The following is a 12,337-nucleotide window of genomic DNA, read 5'->3' on the forward strand; positions in this document are numbered from 1 at the left end:
AGAGCGGCAGGCCAGAGACGTCAGACGGTTTTCGTCGTCGTTTTGGCCTTGGTTTTGGAGGAAACCGGAAAACAGAAATTCCCCCGGGCAGAATATGCCGGGTGATCGCTCATGCCGATCTGTTCGAAGCGAACCATGGAACGTCTTCCTTTTCCGGCGTTGGTATTCATTTTTTTTGGAAAAGAGTCAAGGGAGACTGGAGGCTCTTGCCGTCTGTGGGCAGGGGTTCGGCGGCCTCCCAGCGACAAAAAAATACGACGCAGGCAACGAGGCCTGCGTCGTGTGGTCAGTCTTGGGAAATCAGGCAGCAGCCGACTTTGCGGTCGGGACGGCAGCGATGGTCTTGAGGACCTGCGAAGCGATTTCGTAGGGGTTGCCTTGGCTGTTCGGACGACGGTCTTCGAGGTAGCCCTTGTAGCCATTGTTGACGAAGGAATGCGGAACGCGGATCGAAGCGCCACGGTCGGCAACGCCGTAGGAGAACTTGTTCCACGGAGCCGTCTCGTGCTTGCCGGTCAGACGCAGGTGGTTATCCGGGCCGTAGACGTTGATGTGGTCATGCAGGTTCTTTTCGAATTCAGCCATGAGGGCTTCGAAATATTCCTTGCCGCCGACTTCGCGCATGTAGGTCGTCGAGAAGTTGCAGTGCATGCCCGAGCCGTTCCAGTCGGTGTCGCCGAGCGGCTTGCAATGCCATTCGATGTCGATGCCGTACTTTTCGCAAAGGCGGAGCATCAGGTAGCGAGCCATCCAGACTTCGTCGGCAGCGCGCTTGGAGCCCTTGCCGAATACCTGGAATTCCCACTGACCCTTTGCCACTTCGGCATTGATGCCTTCGTGGTTGATGCCGGCGGCGAGGCAGATGTCGAGATGCTTTTCAACGATTTCGCGGGCAACCGAGCCGACATTGCTATAGCCGACGCCGGTGTAGTACGGGCCCTGCGGAGCCGGATAGCCGGCTTCCGGGAAGCCGAGCGGACGACCGTCCTTGTAGAAGAAGTATTCCTGCTCGAAGCCGAACCAGGCGCCTTCGTCGTCGAGGATCGTGGCACGCTTGTTCGACGGATGCGGCGTCTTGCCGTCGGGCATCATGACTTCGCACATGACGAGAACGCCGTTCTTGCGCTCGCTGTCCGGGAAGACGGCAACCGGCTTCAGTACGCAATCCGAGCTGCGGCCTTCGGCCTGCTCGGTCGACGAGCCGTCGAATCCCCAGAGCGGGAGCTGTTCGAGCGTCGGGAAAGCGTCGAATTCCTTGATCTGCGTCTTGCCGCGGAGGCTCTGAACCGGGGTGTAACCATCGAGCCAGATGTACTCAAGCTTATACTTTGTCATTGCGTGTCTCTCATAACGTGTTGCTGCCGGGAGCGAGCAATCCTGATGTCTGGCCAGAAACCTGCGTCATCAGGGGCCGGAAAAGGAGAAGCATTTTGCGTGCCAATTGCAGACCACGATGCAAAAAATTCGCGGAGTAAAGCCGATTCCCGATCTGTTCATTCCGTGGGCATTAGCGGATTCTATTAGCATCCACCGAAACTTAAGCCATTTCTGAGACGTTAAGCTATCTGCCGAACAATGAATCGGATGCAGAAAAAAGAGGCAGAAACGGACCGAGAAGAATCGATCGTCGCCCTCTGAAACGCGGCATGCTCAGATTTCCGACAAATATTGCCGATATTTGCAGCATTTCGCGCAAACAAGATGCAGATCTGCTATATTCTCATCCCGGCGCTTCGGCGCCACACCAAGGAGGTGACATGATGACGACGCAGTTCCATCGCGAATCGGCGAAGATCTATCAGTTTCCGAAGAGGCCAATCCGTCGGAACGGACTTACGGCAAACGCCGCCCCGCCCGTCGAACTCGACCCCTCCGATATCTGCTATGCGGCGCTCGAGAACTGCTGGTATCACCAGGAGGCAATCCGCGAGGATGCAGAGCACGATCACAAGGGCAAGCCGCTGTCATAAGGACGCATTTGCTTCATTGACCTCGTAGCCCAAAATCCCTTTGCTTCGCCCGGATTTTCCCAAGAGGAGATTTGTCGGTGGGCTGGATTCCACAAACAACGGGAAGGCGCTTGCCGCTCCTGATCGCCACAGTCGCGGATGACGCGCGGTCCGGCGAATAAAAAATCCCCCTCCAATTTTCCCCCTTACCCAAAACCATGCCTACAATCCTCCCGCTTCCGTCGCCGGAGTGTTTCGCGAGACGTTCGCGGGCAGGCGGGAGCCGGCGCTTTCGTCTGACCCGTAACGTGCGGGAAGGGCGGAAGAGGTGAAAGCCATGGAGCGCCCGTCGAAAGACAAATGCTCCTATCAAGCCTCCCCCGGGCAGCCGTGCCCGGTTCGGTTAAGCCGTGCAAGTAGCAGGATTTCCCGAAAGGAAATCGCAAATGCAGCTACGCAGCGAGGCGAGGTGATCACCTGTAGGGGAGGGATGCCCCGAAAGAACGCCGAAGGCCACGCGAATGCGGAGCCACAGAATTTAAATAAAAGTGAGGTTCCGCATTCGCGTGGGCTCTCCAGCTTGAAATCTCAAAACGCAGGCGGATTCCGTCGTGCGAACGCGGACTTAGACTAAAGTCATAAGCCGAAAGCATCTCTCTGTCTGACTGCGCTTTTCTGTCACAGTCAACGCAAGTGCGTCGCGCCTGTTCGGCAACCCGGAGGAGAGTTGGGTCAGACGCGCTTGGACACACTCTGTTGGAGGACAGAAAATGGCGAATGTTGCAAGCGTGGGCCGCCCCAAGGCCGGCCCCATGACGGGCGAGGAGAAGAAGGTCATCTTTGCCTCTTCACTCGGTACCGTTTTCGAATGGTATGACTTCTATCTCTACGGTTCGCTCGCCAGCTATATCGGCGCGACCTTCTTCACCCAGTATCCCGAAACGACACGCAACATCTTCGCGCTGCTGGCTTTCGCGGCCGGCTTTCTGGTTCGTCCCTTCGGCGCGCTTGTCTTCGGCCGGCTCGGCGATCTCGTCGGCCGCAAATATACGTTCCTCATCACCATAATGATCATGGGTCTGTCGACCTTTCTGGTCGGTCTGCTGCCCGGAGCGAGCTCTATCGGCTTTGCCGCACCGGTCATCCTGATTGCGCTGCGCCTGCTGCAGGGTCTGGCACTCGGCGGCGAATATGGCGGTGCTGCGACCTATGTCGCCGAACATGCCCCTCAGGGAAGGCGCGGCTACTTCACCTCCTGGATACAGACGACGGCAACGCTTGGTCTGTTCCTGTCGCTCATTGTCATCCTTGTCGTTCAAGGCTTCATGAGCAAGGAGGATTTCGGTGCCTGGGGATGGCGCATTCCGTTCCTCGTCTCCTTCGTATTGCTGGGTATTTCGGTCTGGATCCGCATGCGGATGAACGAGTCGCCGGTCTTCCAGCGCATGAAGGCGGAGGGCAAGGGCTCGAAGGCTCCTCTCACTGAAGCATTCGGAACCTGGAAGAACGCCAAGATCGCGCTTCTTGCGCTCTTCGGCGCGACCATGGGCCAGGCGGTTGTCTGGTACTGCGGCCAGTTCTACGCCCTGTTCTTCCTGCAGAACGTGCTCAAGGTGGAGTTTCGGGCTGCCAACATCATGGTCGCAGTCGCTCTTCTCATCGGGACGAGCTTCTTTGTGTTCTTCGGCTGGCTATCCGACCGCGTCGGCCGCAAGCCGATCCTCATGCTCGGATTGCTGCTTGCCGTGCTGACCTACTTCCCGCTGTTCAAGGCAATGACCTGGACGGCCAATCCTGCTCTTGCCCAGGCCCAGGCGACTGTCCGCGCGACCGTCACCGCCGATCCCGCCGATTGCAAGTTCCAGTTCAACCCGACAGGCACGTCGAAATTCACCAGCTCCTGCGATGTGGCGACCGCCTTCCTGACCAAGAACTCGGTGCCCTACGACATCGTGGCGGGAGCACCGGGACAGGCTGCTTCGGTCAAGATCGGCAACGAGACGGTGCCGAGCTATGACGCGGTTGCCGCCGGCGACAAGGCGAAGTCACTGAACAGCGCCTTCGAGAAAGGCATCAACGTGGCGCTGCATGACGGTGGCTATCCGCTGGTCCGCGGCGCCATCAAGGTGCCTGACATCAAGCTCGACGGCTTCATCAACGCCAATCCCGAACTCAGCCTTAATGCAGACGCGGTCAGAGGCGGGGACAAGGCGATGGTGCCGGTCGACAAGCTCGTCGCCGACAAGCTGATCACCAAGGAAGAAACCAACGGCCTGACCGAAATGCCGGTCTATACGATCGCAAACGGCGGCGCGTTCGCCATGGTCGCCGATCCGGCAGCGGTCAACTGGTTCGGCACGATCGCCATCCTGACGGTTCTCGTCATCTATGTGACGATGGTTTACGGCCCGATCGCAGCCCTGCTCGTCGAGCTCTTCCCGACACGCATCCGCTACAGCGGCATGTCGCTGCCCTACCACATCGGCAACGGCTGGTTCGGCGGCCTGCTGCCCGCCATGGCCTTCGCGATGAGCGCGGCCAAGGGCGATATGTATTACGGCCTCTGGTATCCGATCGTCTTTGCCGCAATCACGCTTGTCATCGGCATGCTGTTCCTACCGGAGACAAAGGATCGCGACATCAACGCGATGGACTGACCACCCCCAGCCGTCGCGTGACGAACCCGGTGCCTCAGGGCGCCGGGTTTTCATTTGCCGATGTCGAGCGGATGATCGGCAGGCGCGGCACGGGCCAGCCATTCTCGCCGATCCTGAAGAGCAGGCCATAGCGGGAATAGACGATCGCCAGCATGAAGGAGAACCAAGCGCCGAGCGCCAGACCGGCAATGACATCGCTCGGATAATGTGCACCGATCATCACGCGCGTTGCGGCAAGCCAGATCGCGCAGGCCGCAAAGACGAAACGATAGCGCGGAGAGAGAAAGGCAAGTGCTGCAAAGAAGGCGCCGATCGTCGTGGCATGACCGGACGGAAAACTCTCGAAGCTGGCATGGCCATTGAAAGGCGAGAAGCCGAGAATGCCCCAATCATCATAATGCATGGGCCGCGCGCGGCCGATGATGCGCTTCAGGATATTCACGAGAATGCCTGAAAGAGCGATGGAAATGAGCAGATAGCCGCCGATGCGGCTGAACTGTACCGCCTGGCAACGGCAGCGCGCCGAGCGCAGCAGGCGGCTGCCGGCAAGGCCCTCGAAAAACAGGAAGGCGCTGACGATGATGATCCAGCCGGACTCGCCGAAATTGGTGAGAAGCTTTGCGAAGAAATGGATTGGCGGAGCAAGGTTCTTGGCGTTGGCACCGACGGGAGCATCCAGCAGAAGAGCCGACAACAGCACGATATTGGCTGTCATGAACAAACAGATCTTCCAGTGAAAAGGTGCAAAGCCACCCTTACCGCGCTTCCATCTCCTGTCGAGCGAAACCAGGATTGCCTGCATCTCCACCACCTTCCCTCGTCGCCGGCACGCCCTCTGCGCCAGCGAGATGGTGGTAGCAGCCCCTTGCAACAATTTTTTTACGGATCTGCGACAGTTCACAGCATCCGCAAGGGATATCCGATTTGAAAGAGAGGATATCCCTTAGTGGCGGAAATGCCGGATGCCGGTGAAGACCATCGCGACATTGTGCTCGTTCGCGGCCGCGATCACCTCTTCATCGCGCATCGAGCCGCCCGGCTGGATGACCGCGGTCGCGCCTGCCGCGATGGCAGACAGCAAACCGTCCGCAAACGGCAGGAACGCCTCGGAGGCGACGGCTGAACCGCGAGTCAGCGGCTCGGCGAGACCCATGGCCTTTGCGGCTTCCTCGGCCTTGAGCGCCGCGATACGGGCGGAGTCGACACGGCTCATCTGGCCGGCACCGATGCCCGCCGTCTGGCCGTCCTTGGCATAGACGACAGCATTGGACTTCACATGCTTGGCGACGCGGAAGGCGAACTTCATGTCCTCAAGCTCCTGCGCGGTCGGCGCACGCTTGGTCACGACCTTGAGTTCCATGTCCTCGACCAGCGCATTGTCGCGACCCTGGACCAGCAACCCGCCGGAGACGGTCTTTGCCGTGATGCCGGGTGTGCGTGGATCGGGCAGGGCGCCGACCGAGAGAAGACGCAGGTTCGGCTTGGCGGCGATGATCGCCTTTGCTTCCTCGGTCACCTCAGGGGCGATGATGACTTCGGTGAAGAGCTTGACGATCTCTTCGGCCGTCGCTGCATCCAGGATCTGGTTCAGCGCAATGATGCCGCCGAAGGCCGAGACCGGATCGCAAGCCAGCGCCCGCTTGTAGGCCTCGACTAGGCTTGGGCCGGTGGCAACGCCGCAAGGGTTGGCATGCTTGATGATGGCGCAGGCCGGCCCCTTCTCGGGCAAGAACTCGGCAACCAGCTCGTAAGCGGCATCCGTGTCGTTGATATTGTTGTAGGAAAGTTGCTTGCCCTGCAGCAGCGTTGCCGTCGATACGCCGGGCCGGTTCTCGCCGGTGACATAGAAGGCAGCCTTCTGGTGCGGGTTCTCGCCGTAGCGCATTTCCTCGCGAAGCACGCCGCCGATGACACGGTGGCGTGGCGTGGCGATATCGAGCGCATCCGCAAACCAGTTGGAGATCATCGCATCGTAGGCTGCGGTGCGGGCAAAGGCCTTGGCGGCCATGCGCTGGCGGAAGGAATAGATCGTCTGGCCATTGTCGGAAGACAGCTGCGACAGCAGCTCCGCATAATCTGCCGGATCGGTCAGGATCGTTACATAAGCGTGGTTCTTGGCCGAGGCGCGGATCATCGCCGGACCGCCGATATCGATGTTGTCGACTGTCGTCGGATAATCGCCGCCGGCAGCTCGCACATCCTCGAAGGGATAGAGATTGACGACGACGAGATCGATCCCCTCGATGCCATGCGCCTTCATTGCCGCCTGATGCTCTTCATCGTCACGGATCGCGAGCAGGCCGCCATGAACGGCCGGATGCAGCGTCTTGACCCGGCCGTCCATGATCTCAGGAAAGCCCGTGACATCGGAAACATCGGTTACAGCAAGACCGGCTGCTGCGATGGCCTTGTGCGTGCCGCCGGTCGATAGCAGCCTGACACCCTGGTCGGTCAGCGCGCGTGCCAGCTCGACGATGCCGGTCTTGTCTGAAACCGACAGCAGCGCCGTCTTGACCTTGACCTTATCGGGGGCGGGAATCTTCTTGGAAACGACGGCCATGAGCTTTCTCCGGTTTGGCGTGCGGGAGACATCCGGCAGGGACGCTGGAGCTTGATGGCGCCGCGTTATCACAGCTTGACAGGGGAGGAAACACTCAAGCCTGACGGTGGGATAAAAACCAGCGGATTTCGGGTTTGTCGGAAAGCGAAAACGTGACCTCGATCTGGTCAGACGCCCGCACGCCTGATGCATCGGCGAAAAAGATATCTTCGCCAATCAGCACCTCGCAACCGGGCGCCGAAAACAGCCAGGTTTCGCCATCAGGAGCAACCAGCATCGCTGAATCGGTCTCGTTCTGGACGAGGCTGATCGTGGGGTGCACATGAAAGCGTGCCGAGGCGCGATTTTCCCCCTTCATGCTCTTGCCTTCAGGAACGAAGAAACGGTCGCGACCTGTCAGGATCGAGCCGCTGGCATTTAGCGTCAATTCACGTTCGTGATAGACGCCGAAGGCCGCGAGATAGCCGTCATGCGACGCCTTCACGCAATCGCGCCCGTCCTCGGTCTCGACGCGTTCCACCGGGACATTGCGGACGCCGCTCATCATCACAGGCCCTAGGAAACCCGAGCGCGAAAAAGAGCTTGAGGATGTGTCGTTGAGGGTAACGGTCGAATGCGCCGCGGTGGCGCGGGCCATCTGCACGTAGCGATCGCCGGCAAATTTCGGCGAGCCCGAATTGATGATGAAGCGATGCTTGCCTGATGACATCTCGAAGGACAGGCAGCCGGCATGCGCCGTTCGCGAGAGATCAGTGGAAAAGGGAATGCCGGTATCCATGATGACCAGCGTCTGGGCCGCGGCGAGCCGCTGATACTTTGTATGGGGCAATGCCTTGAACGGCTGGCCGGCGCTCTCGTCGTAGCGCAGCACCGACATCAGCTCATTGGCAAGCGTCGAGGTCGCGCCGTTGAAAAGCGCCAGATCGCCATCATGATGCCGAAAGAAGCGCAGCGCCGGATACATGCGGTCGATCCCGGCAATCAGCCGTGCCGGCACATCGTGCCCGAGATTGACGTAGGTCTGCCTGAGCGGCAGCAGGTCGAGCAGCAGCTCCAGCGCTGCGCGCGGATTGCGTGAGATATGGCCACCATCCGCGAGAATCTGCCGATCGATCTCGTTATCCAGTGCCTGCCCGGTGCGCTTGATCGTGCCGTTTCGCGCCGGCATGGCAACCGAGGCCATCGCAAGCGCGATACGGACACGAAAGCGCACCTCGCCATCGGGCGCCGTCGCCGCAACGCGCCTGAGATAGCGAACATGGAAAATGAGCGAGCGCATGAAGCGACGGTAGAAGCCGCTGTCGGTGCCCTGCAAGACGACAGGCGAGTGCGACAGCCATGCGATCAATCGCTGCGCGGCCGTATCGGCATGCCAGGCAATTCCCTGAATGCGGCGGCCATGGACGGCGATCCAGTCATTGACGATCGCTCGCGCCACAGCACAGGCCTGATCGGTTTTCTCCGCCCTGATATGCCGGAGCCAGTGAAAGGCGTGCAGGCGGATCGCAAACATCTGCGACGGCAGTTCGAGCGAAAAAGGAGATTTGCCGTTGGTTTCCAGCACCCGTCCGGCCAGGGGAATGCGGCCATTGAGGAGTTCGGCGGCAACGTAGGGATCGATGGATCTGAGATCGGTCGGAGCGACAATCAGCCGTTCCGGCACACGAACTGTGTGGCGGGTGAGGCGCAAACGCGCCAACGCCGCGCGGCGCGACATCCGCCGCCATGCTTCCCGCACGTGTAAACTCACCAACCGCCTGCCGGAAATTGCATATTTGCTTTAGCTTATTCTCCCTCCTCAATGGTTAAGAGGAGGTTACGAATGCGTCAATTCATCCTTAAGTGATCCATTCTGATCAGATGAGCTGTGGATGAACTAATCACCCAGGGACTTGCGACGGAGCACGGAGGCAAAGAACCCGTCCAACCCCGAAGCAAAACCACTGCCCGGCGACAGCATGACCGGCGTCGTGCGAAACTCGCCGAGAGGCGTGATGGCGGTTTCAAGACCCGGCCAGTCACCCGATGCGATGGGCACACGCTCCACATCAGGCGTATCGGCCAATAGACGTTCGACCACCCGCTCGCCCTCTTCGGGGTCGAGCGAGCAATTGGAAAAGACCACTGTCCCGCCGGGCTTGACCAGCGTCAGCGCATGGCGAAGCAGCCTTTCCTGCAGTGCTGCGAGCTTGGCGATATCCTCCGGCCCCTTGGTCCAGAGAACGTCGGGATGGCGTCTCGTCGTGCCTGTCGAAGAGCATGGCGCGTCCAGCAGCGCGGCATCGAAAAGCTCCGCGGGCTGGAATTTCGACATATCTGCAACGACGGTCTCCGCCTCCATGCCCAGGCGCGCCAGATTGCCGGACAGGCGCTTCAGACGGCTGGCCGATTGGTCGAGCGCCGTCACCGCGCCGCCGGCAAGTACGAGCTGCGCGGTCTTGCCGCCCGGTGCTGCGCAGAGGTCGACGACGCGCTTGCCCGAGAGCGAGCCGAAAAGCTTGGCTGGAATGCTGGCCGCCGCATCCTGTACCCACCATTCTCCTTCGGAAAATCCGTCGAGCGAGGGAACCGAGCCTTCAAAGGCGGCAAGTCGTATGCCGCCCGTGGGCAGGACGACGCCGTTCAGCCTTGCTGCCCATCCTTCCGGATCGGATTTGACGGTCAGATCGATCGCCGCGGGTTCGAGCTGTGTCTCTGAAATCGCAAGCGCGGCCTCGCGGCCATAGTCTTTTTGAAGCCGGGAAAGGAACCAGGACGGCATGGCCGGGACGTCGGCGACACGCTCGAGAATAGCCTGCTTCTCCCGGCCGATACGCCGCAGCAGCGCATTGACCAATTTGGCGAAGCGGCGATTGCGCGGATCCTGGTTGGCCTGTTCGACGGCGATATCGACGGCGGAATGATCCGGCACATCGAGATAGAGCATCTGCGCGGCGCCCACGACCAGAACATGGTGAAGCGCGCGAGCGCCCTCCGGAAGCGGCGTTTCCAGAAGCGAATCGATGGCCGCCTCGATGCGCGGCAGATGCCGTAGCGCCGAATTCAGGATCGCACGCACCAGCGCCCGGTCGCTTTCGCCAAGCGCCCGGTAGGCCGGATTGCCGCTTTCCGCATCGAGCATTCCATCGAGCGGCGTCTTGCGATCGATGACGGCGCCCAGGATCTTCGAGGCAGCAGCCCTTGCAGCAAGCCCCGGCTTATCGGTAACAGCGGCCTGCGGCTGCTTGTTGGACGATCCGCCGTCCGGCCGTCTGCTTCCACTTCTAAAAGGCTTCTTCTTTTCGTCTGAACTCAAGACCAGGGTCCTTTGGGCGGTTGCGAGCCACCGCGACCCAGACCCGTATCCGGCACGGAGCGCGATTTGCGCCCCGGATTAGCAGCCCTTGCACTCTGCGTCGACCCAAAGTCGGAAATTGGTGCCGGGCTGCCCCCCGTGCCCCGCGCCATCTCCTGCAGCGCGGCGATGCGGTTTTCCGTGTTCGGGTGCGTGGAGAAAAGATTGTCCATATTCTCACCGGACAGCGGATTGATGATGAACATATGCGCGGTCGCCGGATTGCGCTCGGCATCATAGTTCGGGACATGCTCGGCGCTGCGGGCGATCTTGTTCAGCGCCGAGGCGAGCCAGAGCGGATTGCCGCAGATCTCGGCGCCACGCCGGTCGGCCGAATATTCGCGTGTCCGGCTGATCGCCATCTGCACCAGCATGGCGGCAAGCGGAGCGACGATCATGGCAGCCAGCACGCCGATAAATCCGAGCGGATTGTTATTGTCGCGGCGCCCGCTGAAGAAAAACGCGAAATTGCCGAGCATGGAGATTGCGCCCGCAAGCGTGGCCGTAATCGTCATCGTCAGCGTGTCGCGGTTCTGCACATGGGCGAGTTCATGCGCCATGACGCCGGCGACTTCCTCAGGCGTCAACGCATTCAGAAGGCCGGTGGAGGCAGCAACTGCAGCGTTCTCAGGATTTCGCCCGGTCGCAAACGCGTTCGGCTGCGGACTGTCATAGAGGTAGACACGGGGCATCGGCAGGCCGGCGTTCCGGGCCAGATCACGAATAATGCCATAGAATTCGGGAGCAGCGCGCTCATCGACCTCCTGGGCATGATAGGTCGACAGGACCATACGGTCCGAATTCCAGTAGGAAAAGAAGTTCATGCCGGCAGCGACGACGAGAGCAATCATCATTCCGGCCTGGCCACCGATGAGATAACCGACCCCCATGAACAGGGCCGTCATGAAGGCAAGCAACATGGCAGTGCGCATGAGGTTCATCTGTCATCTCCGTAAAGCATGGGTCCAAACCTTTTTATTTGAACCCCGTCGCACTATCATTTGGGAATTCGACCACCCAATTCAATATTTCCTGGCCGGAGAGCCCCATGCAGACAGCGGATAACGACAATAGCGCAAGCCCCGAAGAGACAATCAGCTCGGGTGCGCCACGCAAGCCTCTGTCGCCTGCCGCCAAACGCGCACTTGCCGAGGCCGAGGAACGCCGCCGGACGCAAACCTCGCCTGACCTTCCCCCGGAGATCGGTGGACGCGGTGGCGCGGAACCGTCGCGCTTCGGCGACTGGGAGATCAACGGTCGGGCAATCGACTTCTAAGGTAAATATTCCTATTGACTTTCGAACATATCAGGAAATAATTCCTGATATGTTTCGCTCTCGCTTGATTCCCATCTTGATTCTTCTTGCCTCGTCGCTGGCAACATCGGCGAGGGCGCAGACCGTCCATGAAACCATCGACGGCCCTGTCTCCGCCGAGATCATTCGGGTGGTCGATGGTGACACCATTCTCGTCGAAGCAATGCCGTGGCCGCAGCAGACGATCGAGGTCTATGTCCGGCTGCGCGGCATCGATGCGCCGGAGCTTCATTCGAAATGCGAGGCGGTTCGCGCCGCCGCGCAAAAGGCGCAGGAAGCGCTGGAGGCAATCATGCCGGCCACAGGCGAAATCGAGCTGACAAAAATTTCCGGCGACAAGTATTTCGGCCGTATCCTGGCCGACGTGACGACCAAGGACGGACGGAATCCGGCTCATGATCTTCTGCAGGAAGGATACGCCGTTTTATATAACGGCGGCAGGAAACCGGCGACACCCTGCAGTTCCGAATGAAAAAGCCGCCTCTGCATCAAGCGGCAGCTTTCCAGCTTCAACCTAAAAGA

General features: G+C 60.1%; 10 protein-coding genes. 4 read left to right on the plus strand and 6 right to left on the minus strand.

The features are described from left to right. Nucleotides 1–300: 300 nt before the first annotated feature. On the minus strand, nt 301–1,335 hold the full coding sequence (locus tag DTW90_RS13900; protein ID WP_132522429.1) for a glutamine synthetase beta-grasp domain-containing protein: 1,035 nt from the start codon (nt 1,333–1,335) through the stop codon (nt 301–303). A gap of 422 nt (nt 1,336–1,757) precedes the next feature. Here DTW90_RS13900 and DTW90_RS13905 point away from each other — a divergent pair, with 422 nt between their 5' ends. Next, entirely contained in the window at nt 1,758–1,970 is a 213-nt protein-coding gene (locus tag DTW90_RS13905; protein ID WP_246664944.1) for a DUF2735 domain-containing protein, read from the plus strand. Nucleotides 1,971–2,719: 749 nt separating this feature from the next. Beyond that, the gene (locus tag DTW90_RS13910) at nt 2,720–4,606 is read left to right on the plus strand and encodes an MFS transporter (RefSeq protein ID WP_132522431.1); all 1,887 of its coding nucleotides are present in this window, start codon (nt 2,720–2,722) and stop codon (nt 4,604–4,606) included. 34 nt (nt 4,607–4,640) lie between these two features. Here DTW90_RS13910 and lpxE read toward each other — a convergent pair whose 3' ends face one another. The 5 genes from lpxE to htpX all read right to left on the minus strand — a co-directional run bounded on the left by lpxE (nt 4,641) and on the right by htpX (nt 11,441). Further along, nucleotides 4,641–5,408 (minus strand): lipid A 1-phosphatase LpxE, encoded by a 768-nt coding sequence (gene lpxE / locus DTW90_RS13915; RefSeq protein WP_149339002.1) that lies wholly within the window; start codon nt 5,406–5,408, stop codon nt 4,641–4,643. Nucleotides 5,409–5,549: 141 nt separating this feature from the next. Next, a complete protein-coding gene (gene purH / locus DTW90_RS13920; protein WP_149339004.1) occupies nt 5,550–7,166 on the minus strand; it encodes a bifunctional phosphoribosylaminoimidazolecarboxamide formyltransferase/IMP cyclohydrolase in 1,617 nt (538 codons plus the stop codon). A gap of 94 nt (nt 7,167–7,260) precedes the next feature. Beyond that, nucleotides 7,261–8,883: a heparinase II/III family protein gene (locus tag DTW90_RS13925; protein ID WP_149339006.1), complete on the minus strand. Its 1,623-nt coding sequence runs from the start codon at nt 8,881–8,883 to the stop codon at nt 7,261–7,263. 159 nt (nt 8,884–9,042) lie between these two features. Next, nucleotides 9,043–10,461, minus strand: coding sequence for a transcription antitermination factor NusB (locus DTW90_RS13930; protein WP_149339008.1), 1,419 nt, complete (start codon nt 10,459–10,461; stop codon nt 9,043–9,045). Next, nucleotides 10,458–11,441 carry a zinc metalloprotease HtpX gene (gene htpX, locus DTW90_RS13935; RefSeq protein WP_132522441.1) on the minus strand — a complete coding sequence of 328 codons (984 nt, stop codon included), beginning with the start codon at nt 11,439–11,441 and terminating at the stop codon, nt 10,458–10,460. Before htpX ends, DTW90_RS13930 begins: the two co-directional genes overlap by 4 nt. Before the next feature lie 107 nt (nt 11,442–11,548). On the opposite strand from htpX, the gene DTW90_RS13940 reads away from it, so the two are divergent. Then, nucleotides 11,549–11,776 carry a DUF1674 domain-containing protein gene (locus DTW90_RS13940; RefSeq protein WP_149339010.1) on the plus strand — a complete coding sequence of 76 codons (228 nt, stop codon included), beginning with the start codon at nt 11,549–11,551 and terminating at the stop codon, nt 11,774–11,776. 76 nt (nt 11,777–11,852) lie between these two features. Next, nucleotides 11,853–12,287, plus strand: coding sequence for a thermonuclease family protein (locus DTW90_RS13945; protein WP_246664945.1), 435 nt, complete (start codon nt 11,853–11,855; stop codon nt 12,285–12,287). Nucleotides 12,288–12,337: the final 50 nt, after the last annotated feature.

Source organism: Neorhizobium sp. P12A (assembly GCF_008365395.1).
Taxonomy (GTDB): domain Bacteria; phylum Pseudomonadota; class Alphaproteobacteria; order Rhizobiales; family Rhizobiaceae; genus Rhizobium.